The sequence below is a fragment of the Streptomyces sp. NBC_01351 genome, from assembly GCF_036237315.1.
GTDB lineage: Bacteria > Actinomycetota > Actinomycetes > Streptomycetales > Streptomycetaceae > Streptomyces.
This window is the reverse complement of sequence record NZ_CP108356.1, coordinates 4,792,681-4,818,081: the sequence shown is the minus strand read 5'-3', so window position 1 is coordinate 4,818,081 and position 25,401 is coordinate 4,792,681. Positions and strand designations below refer to the sequence as shown.

The window sequence follows — 25,401 nt, the reverse complement described above, 5'->3', positions numbered from 1 at the left end:
AGCCGCCCGGCCGGTGAGGCCGGGCGGCTCGGGGGGCGGTGCTCGGGTGACGCGTCAGGCGACGGGCCGGGAGGGTCAGACGGCGTTCGGCAGGGACGCCGTGAAGGCCACCGGGACGGAGACCACGTCGTCGAAGCTGCGCTTGCCGACGCCGAACTCGTCGGCCGTCATCGCCCGCTTCTTGCCGGACACGACCTCCCAGACGGTGTTGCTGTCCTGCGAGAGCAGCATCGTGCCGTCGGCCGGCGCCGCCTTGGTCTTCGCCGAGGTCAGCCAGGCGGTCGGGACGCCCTCCAGCGGACGCTTGTCGTAGCCGAGGCCGGTGAAGTCCGCGTAGGTCAGGCTGACGGCCTTACCGCCGGCCATCACGAAGACGGAGGCGTCACCGCCGGAAGCGTCCTTGATGACGGTGCCGTTGGGGATCTGCTTGGCCACGGACGAGGCCAGCCACGTTCCGGGGACGCCCAGCAGCATCCGCTGGTCGTACCCCTGGGCCGTCCACTCGGCGCCGGAGATGTGCAGCGCCGCGCCGTTGACCATCAGGTAGCGGGCCGGGTCCTGCTCGTTCTGGTTCATCACGACGAAGCCGTTGCCCGGGGCCTTGGCCGTGGCCGCCTTCAGCCACTCGCCGGGGACGCCCAGCAGCATCCGCTCGTTGTACTTGTCGGCCGTCCACTCCGCGGCGGAGATGTGCAGCGCCGCACCGTCGACCATCACGTAGCGGGACGGGTCCTTGCCGGTCTGGTCCATCACCACGAGACCGGAGGCCACGTTGCGCTGCTTGGCCTCGTTCAGCCAGGCGGACGGGACGCCCATGTCACGGCGGACGTTGTAGCCGCCCTCCGTCCAGTCCGCGGCGCCGATCTTGAGCGCGGCGCCGTCGATCACGACGTAGCGGTCGAGGCCGCCGGCCTGGTCGTGGACCACGGTGCCGGCCGGCGGGGCGCTCGCCAGGGACCGGAAGGCCGAGTCGTCGACCGTGACGATCTTGCTCAGGTCGTACTTGCCCGGGGTGACGTCGGAGGCGGCGACCGGGACGCCGGCACCCTCGATCATCACCTTGACGGCGGGACCGCTCGGCGACTTCACCAGCGTGCCGGCGGGCAGCGAAGCGGGGCTCGGGTAGGAGGGGGCGTTGCTTCCGGCGGGCGAGATGTAGCCGCTGATCCGCTGGCTGCCCCACGGGATCTGGCCGACGTGCCAGCTGCGGGTGCTGTTGGTGCTGACGATGCCGGCGCCGCCGCCCTGGTTGCCGCCGGTGAAGGTGACGGTGGTGCCGTCGAAGCCGGTGACGAGGGCCACGTGGTCGTCGGTGTAGCTGCCGCCGTAGTTGAAGACCACGGCGTCGCCGACGTGCGGGGTCTGGGAGAGGGTGCCGTACTTGTCGCCGTAGGTGTAGAAGGACAGCGCCGCGTCGGTCAGGGTGCCCAGGTTCTTGACTCCGTTGCGGGCCCAGACCCAGCCGGCGAAGTCGGCGCACCAGGCGTGCGCCGTCCGGCCGCCCACACAGCTGGTGTTCTGGTTGGGTCCGCCGACGTAACCGCCGTGGGCGCAGGCTCCGTTGCCGTTCTCGGCGCGGGCCGTCGCCGCGATGCTGTCGCCGAGGGACGCGGCGTGGGCCGGGGCGGCGGTGACCATGGTGAAGGCGGTCGCGGCCAGGGCCGAGCTGGAGGCGATGCGGATGGCGATGGTCTTGAATCGGGACATGGCGAAGCTCCTGTGGGCGTTTCGGGAAGTCTGGTGAGTGCTGCGGACTACCGCAGGTGGGCCTGTATGCAGGCCGGAAGAGGTCGAGCGCGCCGTGGCGGCGGAGGACGGCTGCCCTGCAGGAGCAGCTGTCAGGCCGGCGGACGGGGGCCCTGGGTGGTGCGTGACGTTCGGGGTGGGGCGTGAAGTGCGGGGTGGTGCGGTGAAGTTCGTGGTGGTGCGGTGTCGGCGGGGCCTTGGCGGCGGCCTTGGCGACGGCCTTGGCGGGGCCGGGCCGGGCCGGCTACTCCCAGGCGGTGGTGAACTTGCCGGCCGGGGCGGTCTCCCATGCGGTGGTGGCGGTGACGCGGGTCTCGTCGGCGGTGACCTGACCCGCCATGGCGGGGGTGAGGGCGGCGAGGGTGAGGGCGGTGACCGCGGCGGCCTTGGAGAGACGGTTGCGCAGCATGGGAGTGGTCCTTTACGTGAGCTATGGCGATCGGGTCGTCCGGTCTCGCGTCCCGCGGTGACGCTTCGGCCGGTGTTGCCTGCTGGGTTTTCGTGTTGCTCCCTGCCGGCGATCACTAGCTTCGTCGCAGCTCAAGCGGGTTGGAAGGGCTTTCAGGTGGACGGAAACGGCCCTGTCCCAATCCGTCCAGCGAGGCCGGAAGAGGACCGCAGGAGCTGCTCGTAGTACGGCGCGACGAGCGGGGCCCCGACCCGGGTGACCGTCCAGCCGCTCAGGGCCGGCAGCTCCTCGACCGCACGCCGGCAGAGGGCCTCCGCGGCCCGCTCGGCCGCCTCCAGGCCCTCCGCGAGGACGTACACGCCCGCGACCGGGTCGGGCAGCGCGTGCGCGTGCGCCGACACGTGGTCCACCTGGCCGTTTGCGTCCGTTTCCGTGAGTTCCGCGAGTGCGAGCAGCGACTCCGCCGTGTTCGAGGGCAGTTGCCCGCCACCGGCGGGGGCCCTGAGGCCGACGTGGATGAGGTACATGGGCTCAACTCTGGCGTCTGACAGTCCCGGATCGGAGTAATCATTCAGGACACTTCGGGCCTTGGCCGGAAGCGTCCACATGCTGGTCCCACCCACTCCCACGTGGGATGATGCAATCGACCTTGATCAACGAGGCTCACACCGGGGGGAACCGCTGTGCTAGCCACTCTTGGCCTGGACTCGACCGCGGAAGCGGTCTACCGAGCCATGCTCGCCAACCCGCGCGATGGGGCGAAGGCCCTTGCCGCGCGCCTGGGCACGCCAGAAGCCGACGTCAGGCGCAGCCTCGACACGCTCAGCGAACTGGCCCTGATCCGCCCGTCCTACGAGCAGGCCGGGGAACTGCGCCCGGTCTCACCCGAGGTCGGCATGGAAATCCTCATGGCCCGCCAGCAGGCCGAACTGGCGGCCCAGCAGCTGCGCATCGAGGCCTCCCGCGCGGCCGCCGCGCAGCTCATCGCCGAGTTCGCGGACCTGACCCCGGGCACGACCAGCCCGGGTGTCGAGCAGCTGCTGGGCCTCGACGAGATCCGGACCAGGATCACCGGCCTGGCCCACGGGCTCCAGACGGAGCTGATGACCTTCGCCCCGGGCGGGGGCCACCAGCCGCACACCCTGGAGGCCTCGAAACCCAACGACTTGGCGCTGCTGAGCCGGGGCGTGCGGATGCGGTCCCTCTTCCAGGACAGCGTGCGCAACAGCCAGAGCACGGTGGCCTACGCGACGTGGCTGTCCGAACTCGGCGGCGAGGTACGGACCGCCCCGGACCTGCCGACCCGCATGATGGTCTTCGACCGGACCACGGCGGTCATCCCGGTCAGCAGCGACGACAGCGCCGCGGGCGCGGTCATCCTCACCGGCAACGGCACGCTCACGGCGCTGTGCGCGCTCTTCGAGAACGTCTGGACCGGCGCGCAGCCCCTCGGGGCCGTACAGGAGCGCGACGACAGCGCGCTCACCCCGCAGGAGACCACGGTGATCCGGCTGCTGGCCCAGGGCCTGACGGACGAGGCGATCGCCAAGCGCCTCGCGGTCTCCCCTCGTACGGCCCGCCGCCTGGCCAACGGCCTGATGGAACGTCTGGGTGCTGCCAGCCGCTTCGAGTTCGGCGTCCGCGCGGTACAGCACGGCTGGCTTCCGCACTCGTCGTAGCCCCGGCCACGGGGCCTGCCCTGCCGCGCCGGGCATGCCGCGGGGCCGCCGCGGTGAAGGCCCGCCGGCGTGGGCCGCCGCTGCGCGAGCCACGTGCGGGCGGCCGCGAACCGGGCGGCCGGTGCACCTCGGCCGTCAGGGTGCGTCGGCTCTGATTCCCTCCAGGAAGGGCTCCAAGGCCGCGCGCCAGGCGGCCGGTTGGTCGTAGTGGAGGTAGTGGCCCGCGTCCGGGATCTCGGCGTAGCGGCCGGCCGGGAGGACGCGGACCATTTCCTGGGCTTCCGCGCGGCCCAGCTCGCCGTCGAGGCCGCGGACCACCAGGGTCGGGCAGCGGACCTGTGCCAGCTCCTCCCAGTGGGCGTCGTGGACCCAGGTCTCGCGGGCCGTCAGCATCTGGCGGCGGGAGAAGAGGGGCCACCAGCCGTCGTGGGCCTCGTGCATGACCTCGGCGAAGAAGGCGCCGCGGCCCGGGTCGGGGCGTTCCACGCGGGGGTCGTCCTCGCCGAACCAGCGGCGGGCCGCATCCTGCGTGGGGAAGGGCAGCGGCCAGCGGGTGAACCACTCCTCCCACTCGCGCTGGGAGGCTTCGCCGAGGGCCGAGGCGCGCATGTCGCAGATGACCAGGGCTTCGACCAGGTCCGGGCGGCGGGCGGCGAGCTGCCAGGCCGTGAGGGCGCCCATGGAGTGGCCGATCAGGGTCACGGGGGCGAGGCCGAGCTGCTCGACGGCGGCCTCGGCGTCGGCCACGAAGGCCTCGCGCGTGTACGTGTGGGGGCCGGTGGGCGGGCGGTCGCTCTGGCCGTGGCCGCGCTGGTCCAGGGCCACCACGCGGCGGTGTTCGCCGAGCCAGCGGGCGGTGGAGGCCCAGTGGAAGGCGCGGCCCATCAGACCGTGGAGTAACAGCACCCCGGGGCGGGGGTCCGACTCGGCGGCAGGACGGGAGCCCGGGTCGGCGGCCGGGTCGCGGAACTCCCAGGCCGCCAGGCGCACGCCGTCGGGCCCTGTCACATCGATGCGCTGTACCACCGCAGATGCACCCCCTTCGCTCCCGGCCAGACTATCGAACCCGTATTCGAAAACGGCCTTCTCGCCGACAACACCGCTCTTTCGAGTGACCTTGCTCAAGGATTGGCCGCCGCTGCCGATGGAGATCCTTTCAACAGGGAGGCGGGCCGATCGGGGAAGACGGTCCGAAGGGGAAGACCTTGAGAGCTCGGGGCTCCAGGTCGCCAGGGGAGGATCGGTCCCGGCGCCGCAAGGCGTCGGGACCGTCCACACACCACAGCACAACACCACCACACCATGCCAAAGGCGCCGGCGTCAGCGCATCGACATCAGTACATCGACATCGAGATTGACATCGACATGCTTCGGCATCGACGTGCTTCGGCATCAGCGCCCCGGCATCAGCCCTCCCGCGTCCGGCTCGCGCGTCAGCGCTTCGCCACGAACACGTGCGAGGCGATCTCCGCCTCCAGCTCGGCGGCCTCGCCGCCACTGCCGACCAGGACACCGCCCGGGGACTCCGTCACGCTGACCACCGAGCCGGGCTGCACGCCCGCCCGCCGCAGCGTGTACATCAGCTGGGCGTCCGTCTGGATCGGCTCCCCGATCCGGCGCACGACCACGGTCTTGCCCTCCGTGCCCGGGTCGAGCTCGGACAGGCTGACCATGCCGTCCTCCAGGAACGGGTCCGCCTCGGCCTTCTCGCCCAGCTCCTCCAGCCCCGGGATCGGATTCCCGTACGGCGACTCGGTCGGGTGACGCAGCAGCTCCAGCACCCGCCGCTCCACCGCCTCGCTCATCACGTGCTCCCAACGGCAGGCCTCGGCGTGCACCTGCTCCCACTCCAGGCCGATGACGTCGACGAGCAGACACTCGGCGAGCCGGTGCTTGCGCATCACGCGCGTGGCGAGCTTGCGGCCCTCGTCGGTCAGCTCCAGGTGCCGGTCGCTGGCCACCGCGACCAGCCCGTCGCGCTCCATGCGGGCCACGGTCTGACTGACCGTGGGGCCGCTCTGGTCCAGCCGCTCGGCGATCCGGGCGCGCATGGGGACCACACCTTCCTCTTCAAGCTCAAGGATGGTGCGGAGATACATCTCCGTGGTGTCGATCAGTCCGGACATTCGTGCCCCTCGGATTGCGTGCGCTGGCCCTGCCCCCAATTCTGACGCATCCGGCCGACAACCGTCCCGTATCGCGCGTCAAGGCCCGTCCCGGACATGTCCGCGACATGTGGTGGCCCCGGGATTGACGCCCGTATTGACACGCCCTTGGTCCAGACCGCACGGTGAGCGGCGAACGAACACGGACGACCACCCCCACCTCTGGAAGGGCCATCGGCGTATGAGCGAGAGCAAGCTGGCCGGTCAGTTCTTCAACGCCGCCATCGGCCTGCTGGAGCGGGTGCGGGACGAGGAGGGCGCGCACATCGCCGAGGCCGGCTCCCTTGTCGCCGCCGCCGTCGCCGCCGGGAACCGGCTCTTCGCCTTCGGCGCCGGGCACTCCTCGCTGCCCGCCCAGGACGTGGTCTACCGGGCCGGCGGCCTGGCCCTGATGAACTTCCTCGCCGTCCCGGGCACGGCGGGCATCGATGTCATGCCCGCCACGCTCGGCAGCGCGCTGGAGCGGGTCGACGGGCTCGCGGGCGCCGTCCTGGACAGCAGCCCCGCCTCCGACGGCGACGTCCTCGTCATCATCTCGCTCTCCGGGCGCAACGCCCTGCCCGTCGAGATGGCCATGAACGCCCGCGCCATCGGCCTCAAGGTCATCGGGGTGACCTCGGTGGCGTACGCCTCCGAGACCAAGTCGCGGCACGTCTCCGGCACCTTCCTGAAGGACCACTGCGACGTGGTCCTCGACAGCAAGATCGCGGTCGGCGACGCCGAACTGAGCCTCGACGGCATCGACGCCCCCTTCGCCCCCGCCTCCACCGTCGTCACCAGCGCGATCATGCAGGCCGTCATGGCCGCGGCGGCCGGCGAGCTGGTCGCCCGGGGCGTGGAGCCGCCGCTGCTGCGCTCGGGCAACGTGGACGGCGGCCACGAGTGGAACGGCCGCGTGATGCAGGAGTACGGGGACCGGATCTTCTTCCGGCATTAGCCGCCGGTAGCCTCCGGCCGTCGGCAGGGGGGTACGGCCCGAGCCCGGACCCTCGCCTGCGGCCCGGCATCCCGGGGCTCCGCCCCAGACCCCGCGCCTCAAACGCCGGCGAGGCTGGATGTGCCGCGCCTCAAGGCCGCGCCTCAGACGCCGGCGGGGCTGGAATTCGTCCCCGCCGCCAGGTCGAGGTCCGCCGCGACCCTGGCCGCCACCTCCTCCGCGTACGAAGCGTCCGCGCGCTCGAACGCCGGCCGCGAAGGCCCCCGCAGGAAGGTCAGCGCCCCCAGGGTCCGCCCCCGGCTGCGCAGCACCGTGCACAGGCCGTGCGCCGCGCCCTCCGGCCACTGGCGGGCCCGCGCCCACTCCGCGTCCGCCTCCCCGCGCGGGGCGCTGGCGCGGACCGAGCCGATCCGGTCCAGCGCCTGCAGCGCCGGGTGACCGGCCTCGTACCGTACGGGGATCGATCCGGGCCCCGGCAGCTCGGGCGGCGAGGCGGCCGACCGTACGAGCCTGCGCCGCTCCAGGCCGGCCGAGGGGTCCAGTACGTCCAGCAGCGCGTGCTCGGCGAAGCCCGCGAGGGCGAAGTCCAGGCGTACGGCGGCAGCCTCCGCCGGGTCCTCGCACTCGGCGGCGGCCCGGCCCGCGCGGTGCAGCTGGTGGGAACGGAAGCGCAGCTGCGCGGTGTCCAGCTGCGCCTGCCGGGCCTCGGTGACGTCCTGGAACAGCCAGCCGACCCCCAGCGGCACCGGCTCCTCCGCGAGCGGCGAGGCCAGCCGCAGGAACCCGCACCGCCAGCACCGCCGCCGCACCCCCTCGGGGGTGCGCACCGACACCCACAGCTCCACGGGCGCGGGCGGCGCCCCCTCGGCGAGCACGTGCTGGAGGGCGCCCTCCAGCTCCTCCACGCCCTGCGTCAGCAGCTCCCCGAGGGGCCGCCCGAGCAGCACGGTGCGGCCGGTCCCGAAGGCGCGGGCGGCGTGTGCGTTGACCACGGCGGGCCGCAGGTCGACGTCGACGAGGACGACGCCCCAGGAGGCGTCCTCCATCAGGGCCTCGCTGAGCGCGATGGACCGCTCCAGGTCGATCTGCGCGTGCACCTCGCTGAAGGCGCAGTACACCCCGGCGGGTTTCCCGTCCGCGCCCGGCACCCCGGCGGACTGGGTCCGTACGAGGACGCGCCCGCCGTCCTTGGTCAGCAGGGCGAACTCGTGCACCTGCCGCCCCGGCGCGTGCTGGGCGGACATGAGTCTGTCCTGCACGTCCTGGGCGTCGGCGGGCCGTACCGCCCACCCCTCGAACCCCTTGCGCCCCACGGCCTCGGCCGCCGACCAGCCCAGGATCCGCTCTGCCTCGCGGTTCCAGTGGGTGATCACGCCGTCGGAGTCGAACGCGCACAAGGCGGCGTCCATCCCGTCCAGCAGCGCTGCGAGCAGATCGTCGGCGGTCTCGTTACGTCCGGAAGCACTCACCTGGCACCCCCTGCAGGTGTTCGCGTGTGCGGCACGTCAGATCATTGAACGCGAACGTGACGCAGCCCACACCCCGTTCCCCCGAATACCCCGGAATGATCTGGTTCGACCTGGGCGTCCGGGACCACCCGCGGAATCAGGCGGCGGAGGTCAGTGGTCCGACTCCACGTTCGAGTGAAGTGGCTGGGAATCCGATCGATCGGCGAACCGGCGGTCATAGGTTCGGCGGCACACGAGAAGGGAGGCCGCTCGTTCCCTCCTGGAGCGGCCAGCCCCAGTCATCATGATCCACGGATCAGAACAGGTGCCTCGATGACTACGTTCTCCACAGGTGAGACGACCCACCAGGCTGTGCTTCCTCAGCAGCCTGCTCTGGAATCCGCGAGCGCAGACACCCCCGGGAACAGGGACGAAACGGCTCACGGACTCCCGGCCATCGGGCCGGGCACCGGTGCGGAACATGGGCGAGGGGAGACCGGCGCGGCCCGCACCGGGACGCGTCGGCGACACGCCCGACCCGCCGCTTCGGCAGCGGCGACGGCAGAGAACAGGAGCGGTGACGCTCCCCGCCTGGCAGCAGGCCGGGTGTTCGTACTGGCCAAGGGGGGTGAGCCACTCATGCCCTGTCATCCTGCCCGCGCCCGCGAGTTACTCGACAATGGCCGTGCCGTCGTGGCACGGCGTGCACCTTTCACCATCCGGCTCAAACACCGGACTCGCGCCGGCTCCACCGTCGAGGGCGTACAACTGCGCCTCGATCCCGGCTCCAAGGCAACCGGCATCGCCATCACGGATGAACTGCACCGAATCGGCCCGAAGGGGGAAACCGCCGTCGCCCGCAGGGGGCTGATCACGATCGAGCTCCGACACCGCGGACAGCAGATCCACGCCGGCATGATGCGACGCGCCGGCTACCGCCGCCGAAGGCGTTCGGCGAACCTCCGGTATCGGGCACGTCGACACGACAACCGATCCCGGCCGGACGGCTGGCTTCCCCCGTCCTTGCGTCATCGCATCGACTCCACCATGTCCCTCGTCGTGCGGCTGAGCCGATACGCACCGGTGGCCGAGATCCACGTGGAACAGGTCGCGTTCGACACGACCGCATTCGCGGGAGTCGCTTCCTCCGGCACACAGGGAACCCTGGAGTCGACGCATGCCGGATCCGAGATCCGCGAGTTCCTTTTGGCCAAATGGAACAGATCTTGTGTGTACTGCGATGCCACTGGGGTGCCCCTCAACATCGAACACGTCCGCCCACGAAGCCGTGGAGGATCTGACCGAGTGACGAACCTTGTTCTCTCCTGCGTTCCCTGCAATCAGGCGAAAGGGACGACACGCATCGAAGAGTTCCTCTCCGACCGGCCCGATCGCCTGGAAAGCGTGATCACCCAGCTGAGGAGCCCACTCCAGGACGTGGCTGCCATGAACGCCACCAGGCTCCAGCTCGTGGAGGTCCTCGCAACACACGGTGTGCCAGTGCGTGCGTGGTCGGGCGGCCGCACCTGCTGGAACCGGTTCGCGATGGGGTTGCCGAAGAGCCACACGCTCGACGCCCTGTCCACCGGGGTCATCGACCACGAACGAGGGGACACCATCGTCCGTGTACCCGCGCAGATCCTCGTGGTGGCGTCGACAGGGCGTGGTTCGTACGCCAGGACCACCCCTGACCGCTTCGGGTTCCCCCGCCTGCAACGCCCCCGCGGCAAGGTCCACCACGGGTACTCGACCGGGGACCTGGTAGCGGCCGTCGTCCCCAGGGGAAAGTGGGTCGGCAACTGGGTGGGACGCATCGCGGTCCGAACCAGTGGCCAGCATCGCATCACCACACTGACCAGCCGCTTTGACGTCTCTCACCGGAATCTGCGGCTCCTCCAGAGAGCCGATGGATACGCCTACGGATTCGCCGAAGAAATTCGATTGAACGAACAGCGGGGGGCTGCTTACAGTGGTCGCACACTGAAAGGAGGTGATCCCGGAAATGTATGAAATCCGGACGCGTGAGGTGGCTGCGGGCTAAGCGCCCGTCGTCGCACGCACCCAGTGCGGTGCCCGGCGGATCGCCAGGCGCCAATCCACAGCAGTCACCCGACCCGCGGGCTCGCCGGTACGTCCGGCCGGCCTCTCCCACTGCAGGGGAGAGACCCGAGCCCGCGGGTCGTCTGTTTTTGCCGGGCTACCCGTCTACGGGCAGAGCCGCTCGACGCGCCACTTTTCCGCGTCCAGGACGTACCGCAGGCGGTCGTGGAGGCGGTTCTCGTGGCCCTGCCAGAACTCCACCTCGTTCGGGACCACCCGGATGCCGCCCCACTGCGGCGGGACCGGGACCTGCTCGCCCTCCGGGTAGCGGGCGGCGAGCTCCGCGTAGCGGCGGTCCAGTTCCGCGCGGGAGGCGATGACGCTGGACTGCTCGCTCGCCCAGGCGCCCAGCTGGGAGCCGTGCGGGCGGGAGCGGAAGTACGCCGCCGTCTCGTCGCGGCCGATACGGACCGCCGTGCCGGTGACGACCACCTGGCGGGCGATCGGGTGCCAGGGGAAGAGCAGAGCGACGTGCGGGTTCTCGGCGATCTCGCGGCCCTTGCGGGAGTCGTAGTTCGTGAAGAAGACGAAGCCCCGGTCGTCGAACTGCTTCAGCAGCACCGTGCGGGAGCTGGGGCGGCCGGCGGCCGTCGCCGTGGAGACGACCATGGCGTTCGGTTCGAAGACGTGGGCGTCCGCGGCCTGCTGGAACCACCGGGCGAACTGCCTCATCGGGTTCTCGGCGAGGCTCTCCTCCTCGACGATCTCCGAGCGGTACTGCTTGCGCATGATGGCGGGATCAAGGTCCTGGTCGGTCACGCGGGCCATCCTGCCGCAGGAACACCGTCACCGGTGTGCCGTATGTCACGCTTCCGCACTGCATCGTGAACGGACAAAATCTTGGGGCCGGTCCGACGGTCCCACACGGGTGACCATCGGCCGCGCCGGGCATCAACGGGGATGACCGCGACGGACCGCGAATCACGCCGGGAGCCGCGCGTGTTCGCACTATCTGAGGAGCCGCCTGATGTCCGACTTCGTACCCGGGCTCGAAGGGGTCATCGCGTTCGAAACGGAGATCGCCGAACCGGACAAGGAAGGCGGTGCGCTGCGCTACCGCGGGGTCGACATCGAGGACCTCGTCGGCCACGTGTCGTTCGGGAACGTCTGGGGCCTGCTGGTCGACGGAGCGTTCAACCCCGGACTGCCGGCCGCCGAGCCCTTCCCCATTCCGGTCCACTCCGGTGACATCCGTGTCGACGTGCAGTCCGCGCTCGCCATGCTCGCCCCCGTGTGGGGTCTGAAACCGCTGCTGGACATCGACGAGCGCACCGCGCGGGACGACCTCGCGCGCGCCGCCGTCATGGCCCTGTCGTACGTCGCCCAGTCCGCGCGCGGGCAGGGCCTGCCGATGGTGCCGCAGAAGGAGATCGACAAGGCCGAGTCCGTCGTCGAGCGGTTCATGATCCGCTGGCGGGGCGAGCCCGACCCGCGTCACGTCAAGGCCGTCGACGCGTACTGGACCTCGGCCGCCGAGCACGGCATGAACGCCTCGACGTTCACGGCCCGGGTGATCGCCTCGACCGGTGCCGACGTGGCCGCGGCGCTGTCGGGCGCGGTCGGCGCCATGTCCGGGCCGCTGCACGGCGGGGCGCCGTCGCGGGTGCTCGGCATGATCGAGGAGATCGAGCGCTCCGGCGACGCCGTGGCGTACGTGAAGAAGGCCCTGGACAAGGGCGAGCGGCTGATGGGCTTCGGGCACCGCGTCTACCGCGCCGAGGACCCGCGCGCCCGCGTGCTGCGGCGTACGGCGAAGGAGCTGGACGCGCCGCGCTACGAGGTCGCCGCCGCGCTGGAGAAGGCCGCGCTGGAGGAGCTGCACGCACGCCGCCCCGACCGGGTGCTCGCCACCAACGTGGAGTTCTGGGCCGCGATCATGCTGGACTTCGCGGAGGTCCCGGCGCACATGTTCACGTCGATGTTCACGTGTGCCCGCACCGCCGGCTGGTCGGCGCACATCCTGGAGCAGAAGCGCACGGGCCGCCTGGTCCGCCCGTCGGCCCGCTACACCGGGCCGAGCCGGCGCGACCCGCGGGAGATCGCGGGGTACGCGGACATGGCCGAGACCGCCTAGTCCCTGGTCCTGGGTTTCCGAGCTGCTGTCGGGCGCCGCACCCCGCGCGGGGTGCGGCGCCCGCGTGCGTCTTGGGGCAGAGGGGTCAGGCCAGCGTGGCGTCGATGATGCGGGACCACTGGGCCACCACGCGGGCCCGGCGGGCGGTGTCGTCGGTGAGGACGTTGGCCAGGCCCAGGCCGCGGGCCATGTCGAGGAGGCCCTGGACGGTCTCCCGTACCCCGGGCACGGACTCGTCGGCGCCGAGGAGCTCGACGGCGATGCGGTGGGTCTCGCGGCCGACGCGGGCCTCCAGCTCGGTGACGCGGGGGCGCAGCTGCTCCTCGTTGGAGGCGGCGACCCACAGCTGGAGGGCGGCCCGGAAGAGGGTGCCGGTGTAGAGGTCCACGATGGCCTCGACGGCTGCGGGGCGGGCGGCCGGGCCTGCCTGGAAGAGCTCGCGCAGGGCGGTGGAGCGTTCCTCGGCGACGTACTCGACGGCGGCGGTGAACAGGTCCTCGCGGGTGGGGAAGTGGTGCTGGGCGGCGCCGCGGGAGACTCCGGCGCGCTCGGCGACGACGGAGACGGTGGAACCGGCCCAGCCGTGTTCCGCGAGGCAGGAGACGGCCGCCTCCAGGAGGTGGCGGCGGGTGACGCGGCTGCGGGCCTGCTTGGGGGCGTGCTTGGGAGCGTGCTTGGGGGCCTGCCGGAGTTCGGTGTCGGTCACAGGGTCCACGACGGGTTCCGGCGTTCGAAGCGGGCGGTGATGCCTTCGCGGGCCTCGTCGGAGGCGAAGAGTCCGGCCGACAGCTCGGTCAGGCGGGCGCCGTCGCGGGCGACGGCCTCGCGTACGGAGGCGGCGGTCAGCGACTTGGTGGCGGCCAGGCCTTGCGGGGAGGCCTTGCGCAGGCCGGCGAGGACGGGTGCGAGGGCCTTGTCGACGTCGTCGGCGTGCAGGGTGAGCAGGCCGATCCTGGTCGCCTCGGCAGCGTCGAAGGCTTCCGCGGTGAGGAAGTAGCGGGCTGCGGCGCGGGGGTCCAGGCGCGGGAGCAGCGGGATGGAGATCACGGCGGGGGCGAGGCCGAGGTGGGTCTCGGTGAAGGCGTACGTGGACTGCGGCCCGGCGGCCGCGATGTCGCACACGCCGAGCAGGCCGAGGCCGCCGGCGCGGACGTGGCCGGTGACGCGGGCGACGACCGGCTTGGGGAGTTCGGCGATCTCGCGGAGCAGGGCGAGGAAGTCGGCGGGGTCGCAGGGCGACTTGAGGTCGGCGCCGGCGCAGAAGGTGGTGCCGGTGTGGGTGAGGACGACGGCCCGGACCGCGGGGTCGGCTGCCGCGGTGGCGAGGGCGGCGCGGAGTTCCCGTACGAGGTCGGCGGAGAGCGCGTTGCGGTTGGCCGGGGAGTCGAGGGTGAGGGTGGTGACGCCGGTCGCTCGCGCGGCGTGGACGGGTGGCATGTCTCCTCCGGAGGGGTTGGCGGGTGGTGCGGGTCCCGTGCCGGGTCCCGTGCCGGGGGCTCGGCGGTGTCCCCTGGCGGGGTGCCGCGGGGGCCGGTGCCGGGGTGGGGTGTCGTCCGGGACTCATGATTTATGGCGCCCTGGCCGGATCAGACTGTACGAGCAGCTGCCGCGCCACAAATCACGTTTTACGTCCCGGACAACACCCCACCCCGTCCCCGGCCCGGCATCTCCCGGTCCTGGCCGGGCACGTTCCAGCCTCGCCGGCGTTTGAGGCGCGGGTCCGGGCAGAGCCCGTCGGTCAGTACGACTTGGGGAGGCCCAGGGTTTGGTGGGAGACGAAGTTGAGGATCATCTCGCGGCTGACCGGGGCGATCCGGGACACGCGGGCCGCGGTGATCAGGGAGGCCAGGCCGTACTCGCGGGTGAGGCCGTTGCCGCCGAGGGTGTGGACGGCCTGGTCGACGGCCTTCACGCAGGCTTCGCCGGCGGCGTACTTGGCCATGTTGGCCGCTTCGCCCGCCCCCATGTCGTCCCCCGCGTCGTACAGGGCGGCGGCCTTCTGCATCATCAGGCGGGCCAGTTCCAGCTCGATGTGCGCCGTGGCGAGGGGGTGGGCCACGGCCTGGTGGGCGCCGATGGGGTCCTTCCACACCTGGCGGGTCTTGGCGTAGTCGATGGCCTTGGTGAGGGCGTAGCGGCCCATGCCGATGGCGAAGGCGGCGGTCATGATGCGTTCGGGGTTGAGTCCGGCGAAGAGCTGGAGGAGGCCCGCGTCCTCGTCGCCGACGAGGGCTGAGGGCGGCAGGCGTACGTCTTCGAGGGTGAGTTCGAACTGCTTTTCCGCTGCCTGGAGTTCCATGTCGATGACCGAGCGGGAGAAGCCGGGGGTGTCGCGGGGGACGATGAAGAGGCAGGGCTTGAGGGCCGGTGCGGCCCCGCTGGATGACACAGTTTCGGTGCGGCCGACGATCAGGGTGGCGTCGGCGATGTCCACGCCGGAGATGAAGACCTTGCGGCCGGTGAGGAGCCAGTCGTCGCCGTCGCGGCGGGCCGTGGTGGTGATGCGGTGGGAGTTGGACCCGGCGTCGGGTTCGGTGATGCCGAAGGCCATGGTGCGGCTGCCGTCGGCGAGGCCGGGGAGCCACTCCTGCTTCTGGGCCTCGGTGCCGAAGCGGGAGATGACGGTGCCGCAGATCGCGGGCGAGACGACCATCATGAGGAGCGGGCAGCCGGCGGCCCCGAGTTCTTCGAGGACGATGGAGAGTTCGGCGATGCCTCCGCCTCCGCCGCCGTACTCCTCGGGGAGGTTGACGCCGAGGTAGCCGAGCTTGGCGGCGTCGGACCACAGTTCGTCGGGGTGGCCGCCTTCGCGGGCGACGCGGGCGAGGTACTCGCGGCCGTAGCGGCGGCCGAGGGCGGCGACCGCCGTGCGCAGGGCCTTGTGTTCTTCGGATTCGATGGTGTGGCTCATGGGTGCGGTTCCTCCTGGACTACGGCGAGCAGGGCGCCGAACTCGACCTGTTGGCCGGTGGCGGCGTGGAGCGCGGTGAGCGTGCCGGAGGCCGGAGCGAGGATGCGGTGCTCCATCTTCATGGCCTCCAGCCAGAGCAGGGGCTGCCCGGCGGTGACGGCTTGGCCGGGGGCGAGGCCCTCGGCGACGCGGACGACGGTGCCGGGCATGGGGGCGAGCAGGGAGCCCGGTTCGGTGCGGTCCTGGGGATCGGCGAACCGGGGGACGGGGGTGAGGGTGTGGGCGCCGGTGAGGGTCGAGTCGACGTAGACCTCGGGCTTGTTCGAATTTTGTTTCACGTGGAACAGGCGCCGGATTCCCTCGACTTCGAGCGTGACGAGGGTGGGGGTCACGGACAGGACCCGGACTCCGGGGTGGGCCGGCGGGTGGTACGTGACCTCGTGCTCGATGCCCGCGGCGGTATAGCGGCGGGTCCCCGGCTGTGAGCGGACGTTGCGCCAGCCGCCCAGGCGCGTGGCGAGGGAGGCTCCCGGAGCGGGGGCCGCTTCGGCGAGGGCGGCGGCGAGGGCGGCCAGGGTGGCGTCGGGGGCGTTCTCCGTGAGGGCGGCGAGGTGCCGTTCGTAGAAGCCGGTGTCGAGCCGTCCGGCGGTGAACTCAGGGTGGCGCAGGGAGCGTACGAGGAGCTCGCGGTTGGTGGTGAGCCCGTGGATCCGGGCCCGGGACAGGGCGTGGGCGAGCACCCGGACGGCCTCGGCGCGGGTGGGCGCGTGGGCGATGACCTTGGCGAGCATGGGGTCGTAGTGGATGCCGATGTCGTCCCCGGCCGTGAAGCCGGTGTCGACGCGGACCGCGCCGGGGACGTCGAGGGTGTGCAGGGTTCCGGTCTGGGGGCGCCAGTCCTGGGCGGGGTCCTCGGCGTAGAGCCGGGCCTCCACGGCGTGGCCGGTGGGTGCCGGGGGTGTCAGCGGCAGGGCGGCGCCCTCGGCGATGCGCAGCTGGAGGGCGACGAGGTCGAGGCCGTACACGGCTTCGGTGACGGGGTGTTCCACCTGGAGGCGGGTGTTCATCTCCAGGAAGTACGGGCGGCCGTCGGCGGTGACGAGGAATTCGACGGTGCCGGCGCCCTGGTAGGAGACGGCGCGGGTGGCGGCGACGGCGGCTTGGTGGAGGCTCTCGCGCAGTCCTTCCGGCAGGCCGGGCGCGGGGGCTTCCTCGATGACCTTCTGGTGGCGCCGCTGGAGGGAGCAGTCGCGGGTGCCGAGCGGCCAGACGGTGCCGTGGGCGTCGGCGATGACCTGCACCTCGACGTGACGGCCGCGCTCGACGTACGGCTCGGCGAAGACCTCGCCGTCGCCGAAGGCGGAGCGGGCCTCGGCGGCCGCCGCGTCCAGTTCGGCCTTGAGCACGTCGAGGTCCCGTACGACGCGCATCCCGCGCCCGCCGCCGCCCGCCGCGGCCTTGAGGAGGAGCGGCAGGTCGGCGTGGGTGGCGGTGGCCGGGTCGACGGGGTCGAGGAGCGGTACCCCGGCGGCGCGCATCAGTTCCTTGGCCCGGGTCTTGGAGGCCATGGCTTCGATGGCGCCCGGGGGCGGGCCGATCCAGGTCAGGCCCGCGGCCTGGACCTCGCGCGCGAAGTCGGCGTTCTCGGAGAGGAACCCGTAGCCGGGGTGGACGGCGTCGGCGCCGGCGGCGAGGGCGGCCTTGATGATCAGGTCGCCGCGCAGGTAGGTCTCGGCGGGGGCCGCGCCGGGCAGGCGTACGGCCGAGTCGGCGGTGCGCACGTGGAGGGCGCCGGCGTCCGGGTCGGAGTGGACGGCGACGGTGTCCAGGCCGAGGGCGCGGGCCGTGCGGAAGATCCGTACGGCGATCTCGCCGCGGTTGGCCACGAGGAGGGAGGTGACGGGCTGAGTCATGTGCGGGCTCACATCCGGAAGACGCCGAAGCCGCCGCGGGCGCCCTCGACGGGGGCGTTGTGTACGGCGGACAGGCACAGGCCGAGGACGGTACGGGTGTCGCGCGGGTCGATGACCCCGTCGTCGTACAACCGCCCGGACAGGAACATCGGGAGGGACTCGGACTCGATCTGCGCCTCCACGAACGCACGCATCCCGGCGTCCGCCTCCTCGTCGTACGGCTGTCCCTTCGCGGCGGCGGACTGCCGGGACACGATCGAGAGGACGCCTGCGAGCTGGGCCGGGCCCATGACGGCGGATTTGGCACTGGGCCAGGCGAAGAGGAACCGGGGCTCGTAGGCGCGGCCGCACATCCCGTAGTGGCCGGCGCCGTAGGAGGCGCCGATGATGACGGAGAGGTGCGGGACGCGGGAGTTGGAGACCGCGTTGATCATCATCGAGCCGTGCTTGATGATGCCGCCCTGCTCGTACTCCTTGCCGACCATGTAGCCGGTGGTGTTGTGGAGGAAGAGGAGGGGGATGTCGCGCTGGTTGGCGAGCTGGATGAACTGTGCGGCCTTCTGCGACTCGGCGCTGAAGAGCACGCCCTGGGCGTTGGCGAGGATCCCGACGGGGTAGCCGTGGAGGGTGGCCCAGCCGGTGACGAGGCTCGTGCCGTAGAGGGGCTTGAACTCGTCGAAGTCGGAGGCGTCGACGATCCGGGCGATCACCTCGCGGGGGTCGAAGGGCGTCTTCAGGTCGGGCGGGACGATCCCGAGGAGCTCCTCGGGGTCGTACGTCGGCTCTTCGGCCGGGGCGGGCTCGGGGTGGGCCCTGCGGTGGTTCAGGCGGGCCACGATCCGGCGGGCCTGACGGATGGCGTCGTGCTCATCGAGGGCGTAGTGGTCGGCGAGGCCCGAGGTGCGGGCGTGCACGTCGGCTCCGCCGAGGGACTCGTCGTCGCTCTCCTCGCCGGTGGCCATCTTGACCAGCGGAGGACCGCCGAGGAACACCTTCGAGCGGTCCTTGATCATCACGGTGTGGTCGGACATGCCGGGGACGTACGCGCCTCCGGCGGTGGAATTGCCGAAGACCACCGCGATGGTGGGGATGCCGGCGGCCGAGAGCCGGGTCAGGTCGCGGAAGATCGCCCCGCCCGGGATGAAGATCTCCTTCTGGGAGGGGAGATCGGCGCCGCCGGACTCGACGAGGCTGATGACGGGGAGCCGGTTCTGCAGGGCGATCTCGTTGGCCCGCAGCGCCTTCTTCAGGGTCCAGGGGTTGCTGGCTCCGCCGCGCACGGTGGGGTCGTTGGCGGTGACCAGGCACGCGACGCCCTCGACGGTGCCGATGCCGGTGACCATGGAGGCGCCGACCGGGTAGTCGCTGCCCCAGGCTGCGAGCGGGGACAGCTCCAGGAACGGGGTGTCCGGGTCGAGGAGCAACTCGATGCGCTCGCGTGCCAGGAGCTTGCCGCGGTCCTTGTGTCGGGCGGTGTACTTCTCGCCGCCGCCGGCGAGCGCCTTCGCGTGCTCGGCGTCGAGCGCGGCCAGCCGTTCGAGGGCGGCGGTACGGGCCTGCGCGTGCTCGGGGGCGTGGGGGTCGACGGTGGTGCCGAGGCGGGTCATGAGCCGGTCCCCTCCGGGGTGGGGGTGGGGGTGGGTGCGGGCAGCAGGTGGGTGGGGATGTCCAGGTGGCGGGCGCGGAGCCATTCGCCGAGAGCCTTGGCCTGGGGGTCGAAGCGGTGGCCGGAGGCGACGCCGTCGCCGAGGATGTGGGGGATGTGGAAGTTGAGGGCGCGGAGGTTCGGGAGGGCGTGGCGTTGCACTGCGTGCGGGCGGGTCTCGGGGAGCAGGTCCTTGAGGGCCTCGACCGTGAGGGTGTGCTCGAGCCAGAGCCAGGCGGCTTCGGAGTCCGCCCACACCCCGATGTTGGCGTCGCCGCCCTTGTCGCCGCTGCGGGCCCCGGCCACTGCCCCTAGGGGGGCGCGGGTGGTGGGCCCTGCGGGGCTCTCCCCCACCCCGCCCTTCCCCCGTTCCCCGGGCTCTGCCCGGACCCGGTCCTCAAACGCCGGACGGGCTGAAGAGCCGGGGCTCCGCCCCGGACCCCGCTCCTCAAACGCCGGAGAGGCTGGGTGTTCCCGCTCGGCGGGGCTGGATTGCGCAGCAATCCCAGCCTCGCCGGCGTTTGAGGCGCGGGGGTTCGGGGGCGGAGCCCCCGCAGCGGCGCCGCACACGCCGGGGTCCGGGGCGGAGCCCCGGGAGCGGCGGCCGGGGTCGCAAGCCCCGGTTTCGGGAAGGGGCGGGGTGGGGGAAGCGCCCCGTGCAGCGGGAAGCGGGACACGGGTGCCGTCCGGGAGGATCGCCGCGTGGGGGACCGAGTCGGCCGGGACGAGGGCGGACGTGAAGACTCCGTACGGCTGGGCCGGGCCCGGTGGGGCGGTGACGTGGAAGCCCGGGTAGCTGCCCAGGGCCAGTTCGACCGCCGCCGAGGTCAGCGCGCGGCCGACCCGGTCTGGTGATGGGTCGCGGACGACCAGGCGCAGGAGCGCGCTCGCGGTCTCCTCCGTCGGGGCGTCCTCGTGGTCCGTCCGGGCCAGGGTCCAGGACGCGTCGGCCACCCCCTCCAGCGCCTCGGACAGCTGCGTGCGGACCAGGGCCGCCTTCGCTTCGATGTCGAGGCCGGTCAGGACGAAGACCACCTCGTTGCGCCAGCCGCCGATCCGGGTGACGCCCACCTTGAGGGAGGGCGGCGGGGCTTCGCCGAGCACGCCCGAGATACGGACCCGGTCCGGTCCGTCCCCGGTGAGCCGGACGGTGTCCAGGCGGGCCGTGACGTCGGGGCCGAGGTAGCGCGCGCCCTGGGTTTCGTAGAGGAGTTGGGCGGTGACGGTGCCGGCCGAGACGACTCCGCCCGTGCCCGGGTGCTTGGTGATCACCGAGGAGCCGTCCTCGGCGATCTCCGCCAGCGGGAAACCGGGCCTGCGGACGTCGTGGGCGGTGAAGAAGGCGTAATTGCCGCCGGTGGCCTGGGTTCCGCACTCCAGGACGTGGCCCGCGACCACCGCCCCGGCCAGCCGGTCGTAGTCGTCCGGGGCCCAGTCGAACCACCAGGCGGCCGGACCGCTGACCAGCGCCGCGTCGGTGACCCGGCCGGTGACGACCACGTCCGCGCCCGCCCGCAGGCAGGCCGTGATCCCGGCGCCCCCGAGGTAGGCGTTGGCGGTCAGCGCGCCCTCGGAGTAGGCGGACAGGGCCGTCAGGTCGTCGCCCTCGACGTGGGCGACGGTGACGGGGATCCCGACCTTGGCGGCCAGGGCCCGTACGGCGTCGGCGAGTCCGGCCGGGTTGAGTCCGCCCGCGTTCGTGACGATCCGGACGCCGCGCTCGTGCGCGAGGCCGAGGCCTTCCTCCAGCTGGCGCAGGAAGGTCTTGGCGTAGCCGTGGTCCTGGTTCTTCAGCCGGTCGCGGCCGAGGATCAGCATGGTCAGCTCGGCCAGGTAGTCGCCGGTCAGCACGTCGAGCGGGCCGCCGGTCAGCATCTCGCGCAGGGCGTCGAAGCGGTCCCCGTAGAAGCCGGAGGCGTTGCCGATCCGCAGCGGCGGCCGCGGCGGCGGCGGCTGCAGCGCGGTCATCGGGAGGCTCCCGGCTCGCGTCCGGCCCCCGCCGGCCCCGCGAAGGCCTGGGCGATGTCCAGCCAGCGGTCCGCGTCGGGGCCGGTCGCGGTCAGGGCGAGGTCCGCGCGGTGGGCCCGCTGGGTCACCAGCAGGCAGAAGTCGAGCGCCGGGCCCGTGACCCGCTGTGGGGCGTCCGCGGGCCCGTACGTCCACGTCCCGGAGCCGTCGGGTGCCGTGAGCTCCACCCGGAACTCCCCGGCGGGCGCGGGCAGTCCGCGTACGGCGTGGGCGTAGTCGCGGGCCCGTACGCCGATCCGCGCGACGTGCCGCAGTCGCGCGGTCGGCGTGCGGCGCACGCCGAGGGCGTCGGCCACGTCCTGGCCGTGCGCCCAGGTCTCCATCAGCCGGGCGCTCGCCATCGAGGCGGCCTTCATCGGCGGCCCGTACCAGGGGAAGCGGGTGTCGGGCGAGGCGGCGGCGAGCGCCTCGTCGAGGGCGGTACGGGTGCTCCGCCAGCGCGCCGACAGCTCGCCGGGCGGTAGCTTCGCGCCCTCCTCCGCACCCTCGTCCACGAAGGAGTCGGGTGCCGCGAGGGCCTCTTCGACCATGCGGCCGAAGGCGGGGGCGTCGGTGAGGGAGAGCAGTGCGGCCCGGTCGGTCCAGTGCAGGTGGGCGATCTGGTGGGCGATGGTCCAGCCGGGCGCGGGCGTGGGCCGGGCCCAGTCGGCAGGGGTCAGCTCCCCCACGAGGGCGTCGAGTTCACGGCCCTCCTCGCGCAGATCGGCGTAGACGGCGACGGCAGCGGCGGCAGTAGTAGCAGCGGCAGCAACAGCGGCGTCAGCGGACGGAAGATCGGGCACGGTGGCGCTCCCCTCTCGGCGTGAGGGGAAGACTGGCAGCCTTCACCAAAACAATCAAGCACGCTTGCATGTTTTGCTTCGAAGCGAATGCGTTCCCGCCAGCCGGCCCAACTTCCGGCGCGGAGCCCTGCGTTGCACGGCGGCCCGACGTCCGCAGGTCCCGCGGCGCACGGCGCACCGGGCATGCGGGGGGCGATTCAGGCCGCAATCCGGAAACTCGCGATACGTCACCGGATGTCCCGTCGATACTGGGCGTTCCGCTCCGGGCCCGGGCGAACGCACCACGTTCATGCCACTTGGCGAAGAGGGACGTCTTCGGTGCGGGTCAGCATGGCGTCGGTGAGCGCGTTCCGCCTGTACTTGGTGACAAAAACCAAGTGAACGTGCGGGTTGCAGACAACATGGCGACCGGTTCTGGCATCGGGATGAGGGTTCCAGCGCGGTGACATAAACCAATGCTAGGTTCTCGATTGCGAGTCAAGACACCCTGGTCAAGCGGCAGTTCGGGCATCGCGCCCGGCTTTCGCTATCTCCTGTCGGGGTTCGCACGGCGGATGATCAAGCACACGCGGCCCGCACGATGTGGAATCTTCTCCACGCGTGGTGGCGGATGATGCCGAAGGAAGAGCGGACGCTCGGACACGCGGACGCCGCCATTCGCCAGGCCCGCGAGGACATCGACTTTCTCGCCGTCCTGCCCGCGCAGGCCGCGCAGGCGGTACTCAAGACGTACTTCCAGGCGTGGAAGAACTGCTGGGAGGGCCGCGCCGACGCCCCGAACTTCAAGGGCCGGTTCCGCACGGTGATGTCCGTGGACATCCCACAGGGCCGCGACCTGAACATCACCCGCGTGCACCGCCGCTGGGGCATGGTCAACATTCCCAAGGTGGGCCGGGTCCGCTTCCGGTGGACCAAAGACCTACCGGTCGGCAAGAACGCAGGCGCGGAGAACCGGATCACCGGGGCCCGGCTGATCAAGGACGCGCTCGGCTGGCACATCGCCTTCCGCGTCCAGACCGTTGAAGACAAGCCCGAGCCCCACCAGGGACCGGACATCGGCATCGACGTGGGCGTCACCGTGCCCATCGCCCTCTCGGACGGCAAAACGTACGAGCACGGCGAATGGCTGACCGATCGAGAGAAGGCCAAGCTCCTACACCTGGAGCAGCGCGCCGCGCAGCGTAAGCACCACCGCAAGCCCGGCGAGCGCACCAGCCGCCGGCTGCACCGCACCTACGACCAGATCGCAGGACTCCGCGCGAAAGCCAAGCGCCGAGCACTCGACTGGCAGCACCAGACGACCACCGCCATCGCCCGCACCTACGGCACCATCGTGGTCGAAGCACTCACCATCACGAACATGGTCAAATCCGCCAAGGGAACCATCACGGAGCCGGGGAAGAACGTCGCCCAGAAATCCGGGCTCAACCGCTCCATCCACGGGGAGGCATGGGGCCGCACCATCACCATGCTGACGTACAAGACCGCCCAGCACGGCGGCACCCTGCACAAGGTCCCCGCCCCCGGCACCTCCCGGCACTGCTCCGTCTGCGGCCGCACCACGCCCGGCAACCGGGAGAGTCAGACCGTGTTCGTGTGCAAGAACCCGGACTGCGGATGGTCGGGCGACGCCGACCACAACGCAGCCCTGAATGTCTTGCACCTGTACCGGATGGGCCTCGCGCTCATCCCGGCTGCCGGAAGGGCAGTCGTCAGGCGCGCCGAGCGCGTCAAACCCGCTACCGCAAGGTAAGCAGGAATCTCCCGACTTCAGCCGGGAGAGCACTTCAAGGAGACGCGAACCTGCCGCGCGCGACGCTCGCCTTCACCTCGCCCGAGGCGACCCCGTCCTACCTGGACCTGCCGCTCGGCTGAGCGGACGTACGCCCGCCCGGCCGGCTCCCCCGTTGCCGGCCGGACGGGCGTACTGATTCAGGGACGACTACAGGGCCCCTTTCGGTTTCAGGGACGGCGCTCCAAGTCCATCGTCCAGTTGAGGAGCCAGTTCTCGCCCCCGTCGACCGAGAAGTACTGCTCCCAGCGCGGGGTCTCGGTGCGGGTGCCGCTCCACACGAACCGCACCCGGACGTCCTTCCCGTCGTGCGTGTCCTCGCCCTCGAAGACGCCCCGGCCGCCGTGGAAGCGTCCGACGACGGGCGGGAACAGGACGCCCGTCCGGCGGCTCGCCCAGTACAGCGACCACTCCTCGCGCTCCCGGTCGAACAGCCGCAGGGTGAGGCCGCCGAAGCCCTTCGTCGGGAAGTCGATCTCGTCGAAGCTGGCCCCGCCGTCGAAGTGCCGCGAGATGTGGGAGACGGCCGGGAACTCCTCCCACTCGCTGTCCGGGTCGAGGAAGTCGGTGCGCCAGCGGTTGGTCACGTTCCAGCTGCCGACCGCGAAATCGAAATCGTTCATGCGAGGACCGTAGGAGGACTTCACTGACACCATGTGTCAGTGAAGTCCAGCCGCCTGCTCTCGATCCTGCTGCTGCTCCAGACCCGCGGGCGGATGACCGCCGCCGAGCTCGCGCGGGAGCTGGAGGTGTCCGTCCGTACCGTCTACCGCGACGCGGAGGCGCTGGCCGCCGCGGGGATCCCGCTCTACGGGGACGCCGGGCACAGCGGCGGCTACCAGCTGCTCGCCGGGTACCGCACCCGGCTCACCGGGCTCAGTTCGGGCGAGGCGGAGGCCCTGTTCCTGACCGGAATGCCCGGCCCCGCGGCCGAACTGGGCCTCGGGCGGGCCCTGTCGGCGGCCCAGCTCAAGCTCCGCGCGGCTCTGCCGCCCGAACTGCGCGCCCAGGCCGACCGGATGCGGCTGCGCTTCCACCTGGACGCACCGGGCTGGTACGCGGAGCACGAGGAGACCCCGTACCTCGCGCAGGTGGCCGACTCGGTGTGGCGGGGCCGGGTGGTCGAGGTGCGCTACCGGCGCTGGAAGGAACCGCGGGAGGTGGACCGCCGCCTCGCGCCCTACGGGCTGGTCCTCAAGGCGGGCCGCTGGTACCTGGTGGCGGGCCCGGCCGACGCGGCCGACGCGGCGGGCCCGGCCAATGCAGCGGACACGGCGGGCCCGGCCGACACGGCGGGCCCGACGGCCGCGGCCGGCCAGGCGGCCGCGGCGGGGCCGGCCGGGCCCCGTACCTACCGCGTGGACCAGATCCTGCGGGTCGCCGAGACCGAGGAGGTGGCGGAGCTGCCGGAGGGCTTCGACCTGGCGGACCACTGGCGCCGTGCCCAGGCCGACTTCCACGAACGGCTCCACCCGGAGGAGGCCGTCGTACGCCTTTCCGCGCGCGCGGCCGACCGGCTGGCGGGCGCCCAGGCCCGGGCGCTGGCCGCCACCGGCGAGCCGGACCCCGAACTGCCGGGCTGGACCCGGGCGGTGCTCCCGATCGAGTCGCCGTCGCACGCGGAGGCCCAGTTCCTGGCCCTGGCGGCCGACGCCGAGGTCCTGGGGCCTCCCGCGCTGCGGGCCCGCATCAAGGCCTCCCTCGCGGCGACGGCGGCCCGGTACGCCTGAACCGCTTCGGCTCCGAGGCCGGCCGGGTCGGCCAGGTCCGCC

21 protein-coding genes and 1 pseudogene are annotated in these 25,401 nt (G+C 72.0%); 6 read left to right on the top strand and 16 right to left on the bottom strand.

Annotated elements, in window-relative coordinates:
* Positions 1–75: 75 nt before the first annotated feature.
* From OG625_RS22265 to OG625_RS22255, 3 genes are all read right to left on the bottom strand, one after another.
* The gene (locus OG625_RS22265) at positions 76–1,707 is read right to left on the bottom strand and encodes a CHAP domain-containing protein (RefSeq protein WP_329383910.1); all 1,632 of its coding nucleotides are present in this window, start codon (positions 1,705–1,707) and stop codon (positions 76–78) included.
* 283 nt (positions 1,708–1,990) lie between these two features.
* Positions 1,991–2,155 carry a hypothetical protein gene (locus OG625_RS22260; RefSeq protein ID WP_329383907.1) on the bottom strand — a complete coding sequence of 55 codons (165 nt, stop codon included), beginning with the start codon at positions 2,153–2,155 and terminating at the stop codon, positions 1,991–1,993.
* Positions 2,156–2,307: 152 nt separating this feature from the next.
* The gene (locus OG625_RS22255; RefSeq protein ID WP_329383904.1) at positions 2,308–2,682 is read right to left on the bottom strand and encodes a hypothetical protein; all 375 of its coding nucleotides are present in this window, start codon (positions 2,680–2,682) and stop codon (positions 2,308–2,310) included.
* 156 nt (positions 2,683–2,838) lie between these two features.
* Here OG625_RS22255 and OG625_RS22250 point away from each other — a divergent pair, with 156 nt between their 5' ends.
* Positions 2,839–3,834, top strand: a complete 996-nt coding sequence (locus tag OG625_RS22250; protein WP_329383901.1) for a helix-turn-helix transcriptional regulator — start codon at positions 2,839–2,841, stop codon at positions 3,832–3,834.
* 135 nt (positions 3,835–3,969) lie between these two features.
* Here OG625_RS22250 and OG625_RS22245 read toward each other — a convergent pair whose 3' ends face one another.
* Both OG625_RS22245 and OG625_RS22240 read right to left on the bottom strand, forming a co-directional pair.
* The gene (locus OG625_RS22245; RefSeq protein WP_329383898.1) at positions 3,970–4,860 is read right to left on the bottom strand and encodes an alpha/beta fold hydrolase; all 891 of its coding nucleotides are present in this window, start codon (positions 4,858–4,860) and stop codon (positions 3,970–3,972) included.
* Between the two features lie 407 nt (positions 4,861–5,267).
* Complete coding sequence (locus OG625_RS22240; protein WP_329383895.1) at positions 5,268–5,960, bottom strand: metal-dependent transcriptional regulator; 693 nt, start codon at positions 5,958–5,960, stop codon at positions 5,268–5,270.
* 220 nt (positions 5,961–6,180) lie between these two features.
* Between OG625_RS22240 and OG625_RS22235 the strand changes: the two genes are divergently transcribed.
* Complete coding sequence (locus OG625_RS22235) at positions 6,181–6,936, top strand: SIS domain-containing protein (RefSeq protein WP_329383893.1); 756 nt, start codon at positions 6,181–6,183, stop codon at positions 6,934–6,936.
* A 143-nt stretch (positions 6,937–7,079) separates the two neighbouring features.
* On the opposite strand, the gene OG625_RS22230 is transcribed toward OG625_RS22235, so the two are convergent.
* A complete protein-coding gene (locus OG625_RS22230) occupies positions 7,080–8,405 on the bottom strand; it encodes a PAS domain-containing protein (protein ID WP_329383890.1) in 1,326 nt (441 codons plus the stop codon).
* Between the two features lie 585 nt (positions 8,406–8,990).
* On the opposite strand from OG625_RS22230, the gene iscB reads away from it, so the two are divergent.
* A complete protein-coding gene (gene iscB, locus OG625_RS22225; protein WP_329383888.1) occupies positions 8,991–10,394 on the top strand; it encodes an RNA-guided endonuclease IscB in 1,404 nt (467 codons plus the stop codon).
* A 195-nt stretch (positions 10,395–10,589) separates the two neighbouring features.
* Here the strand turns inward: iscB and pdxH are convergent, their stop codons facing one another.
* Positions 10,590–11,252 carry a pyridoxamine 5'-phosphate oxidase gene (pdxH, locus tag OG625_RS22220; RefSeq protein ID WP_329383885.1) on the bottom strand — a complete coding sequence of 221 codons (663 nt, stop codon included), beginning with the start codon at positions 11,250–11,252 and terminating at the stop codon, positions 10,590–10,592.
* Between the two features lie 199 nt (positions 11,253–11,451).
* Here pdxH and OG625_RS22215 point away from each other — a divergent pair, with 199 nt between their 5' ends.
* The gene (locus tag OG625_RS22215) at positions 11,452–12,558 is read left to right on the top strand and encodes a citrate synthase 2 (RefSeq protein WP_329383883.1); all 1,107 of its coding nucleotides are present in this window, start codon (positions 11,452–11,454) and stop codon (positions 12,556–12,558) included.
* An 85-nt stretch (positions 12,559–12,643) separates the two neighbouring features.
* On the opposite strand, the gene OG625_RS22210 is transcribed toward OG625_RS22215, so the two are convergent.
* The 8 genes and pseudogenes from OG625_RS22210 to OG625_RS22175 form a co-directional block, all read right to left on the bottom strand.
* The gene (locus OG625_RS22210; protein WP_329383881.1) at positions 12,644–13,273 is read right to left on the bottom strand and encodes a TetR/AcrR family transcriptional regulator; all 630 of its coding nucleotides are present in this window, start codon (positions 13,271–13,273) and stop codon (positions 12,644–12,646) included.
* Entirely contained in the window at positions 13,261–13,995 is a 735-nt protein-coding gene (locus OG625_RS22205; protein ID WP_329383879.1) for an enoyl-CoA hydratase family protein, read from the bottom strand. Before OG625_RS22205 ends, OG625_RS22210 begins: the two co-directional genes overlap by 13 nt.
* Positions 13,996–14,296: 301 nt before the next feature.
* A complete protein-coding gene (locus tag OG625_RS22200; protein ID WP_329383876.1) occupies positions 14,297–15,469 on the bottom strand; it encodes an acyl-CoA dehydrogenase family protein in 1,173 nt (390 codons plus the stop codon).
* Positions 15,466–17,382, bottom strand: a complete 1,917-nt coding sequence (locus OG625_RS22195) for an ATP-binding protein (RefSeq protein WP_329383874.1) — start codon at positions 17,380–17,382, stop codon at positions 15,466–15,468. The genes OG625_RS22200 and OG625_RS22195 overlap by 4 nt, the downstream gene beginning before the upstream one ends.
* Positions 17,383–17,390: 8 nt before the next feature.
* On the bottom strand, positions 17,391–18,989 hold the full coding sequence (locus OG625_RS22190) for an acyl-CoA carboxylase subunit beta (protein WP_329383872.1): 1,599 nt from the start codon (positions 18,987–18,989) through the stop codon (positions 17,391–17,393).
* Entirely contained in the window at positions 18,986–20,995 is a 2,010-nt protein-coding gene (locus tag OG625_RS22185; RefSeq protein WP_329383870.1) for an acyclic terpene utilization AtuA family protein, read from the bottom strand. The genes OG625_RS22190 and OG625_RS22185 overlap by 4 nt, the downstream gene beginning before the upstream one ends.
* Positions 20,992–21,756, bottom strand: a complete 765-nt coding sequence (locus tag OG625_RS22180; protein WP_329390847.1) for a TIGR03084 family metal-binding protein — start codon at positions 21,754–21,756, stop codon at positions 20,992–20,994. Before OG625_RS22180 ends, OG625_RS22185 begins: the two co-directional genes overlap by 4 nt.
* Before the next feature lie 389 nt (positions 21,757–22,145).
* Positions 22,146–22,286 (bottom strand): annotated as a pseudogene (locus OG625_RS22175) (IS200/IS605 family transposase); the annotation flags it as partial.
* Between the two features lie 38 nt (positions 22,287–22,324).
* Here OG625_RS22175 and OG625_RS22170 point away from each other — a divergent pair.
* The gene (locus OG625_RS22170; RefSeq protein WP_443067898.1) at positions 22,325–23,590 is read left to right on the top strand and encodes an RNA-guided endonuclease InsQ/TnpB family protein; all 1,266 of its coding nucleotides are present in this window, start codon (positions 22,325–22,327) and stop codon (positions 23,588–23,590) included.
* A gap of 209 nt (positions 23,591–23,799) precedes the next feature.
* On the opposite strand, the gene OG625_RS22165 is transcribed toward OG625_RS22170, so the two are convergent.
* A complete protein-coding gene (locus tag OG625_RS22165; protein ID WP_329383868.1) occupies positions 23,800–24,252 on the bottom strand; it encodes a hypothetical protein in 453 nt (150 codons plus the stop codon).
* Positions 24,253–24,291: 39 nt separating this feature from the next.
* On the opposite strand from OG625_RS22165, the gene OG625_RS22160 reads away from it, so the two are divergent.
* A complete protein-coding gene (locus OG625_RS22160) occupies positions 24,292–25,359 on the top strand; it encodes a helix-turn-helix transcriptional regulator (protein WP_329383864.1) in 1,068 nt (355 codons plus the stop codon).
* Positions 25,360–25,401 lie beyond the last annotated feature (42 nt).

What these genes read in the sequence shown, in the direction of transcription:
- OG625_RS22200 (WP_329383876.1), bottom strand. Translation starts at nt 15,469, where the DNA reads ATGAGCCACACCATCGAATCCGAAGAACACAAGGCCCTGCGCACGGCG.
- OG625_RS22195 (WP_329383874.1), bottom strand. Translation starts at nt 17,382, where the DNA reads ATGACTCAGCCCGTCACCTCCCTCCTCGTGGCCAACCGCGGCGAGATC.
- OG625_RS22260 (WP_329383907.1), bottom strand. Translation starts at nt 2,155, where the DNA reads ATGCTGCGCAACCGTCTCTCCAAGGCCGCCGCGGTCACCGCCCTCACC.
- OG625_RS22205 (WP_329383879.1), bottom strand. Translation starts at nt 13,995, where the DNA reads ATGCCACCCGTCCACGCCGCGCGAGCGACCGGCGTCACCACCCTCACC.
- OG625_RS22235 (WP_329383893.1), top strand. Translation starts at nt 6,181, where the DNA reads ATGAGCGAGAGCAAGCTGGCCGGTCAGTTCTTCAACGCCGCCATCGGC.
- OG625_RS22265 (WP_329383910.1), bottom strand. Translation starts at nt 1,707, where the DNA reads ATGTCCCGATTCAAGACCATCGCCATCCGCATCGCCTCCAGCTCGGCC.
- pdxH (WP_329383885.1), bottom strand. Translation starts at nt 11,252, where the DNA reads ATGGCCCGCGTGACCGACCAGGACCTTGATCCCGCCATCATGCGCAAG.
- OG625_RS22255 (WP_329383904.1), bottom strand. Translation starts at nt 2,682, where the DNA reads ATGTACCTCATCCACGTCGGCCTCAGGGCCCCCGCCGGTGGCGGGCAA.
- OG625_RS22240 (WP_329383895.1), bottom strand. Translation starts at nt 5,960, where the DNA reads ATGTCCGGACTGATCGACACCACGGAGATGTATCTCCGCACCATCCTT.
- OG625_RS22185 (WP_329383870.1), bottom strand. Translation starts at nt 20,995, where the DNA reads ATGACCGCGCTGCAGCCGCCGCCGCCGCGGCCGCCGCTGCGGATCGGC.
- OG625_RS22190 (WP_329383872.1), bottom strand. Translation starts at nt 18,989, where the DNA reads ATGACCCGCCTCGGCACCACCGTCGACCCCCACGCCCCCGAGCACGCG.
- OG625_RS22215 (WP_329383883.1), top strand. Translation starts at nt 11,452, where the DNA reads ATGTCCGACTTCGTACCCGGGCTCGAAGGGGTCATCGCGTTCGAAACG.
- OG625_RS22165 (WP_329383868.1), bottom strand. Translation starts at nt 24,252, where the DNA reads ATGAACGATTTCGATTTCGCGGTCGGCAGCTGGAACGTGACCAACCGC.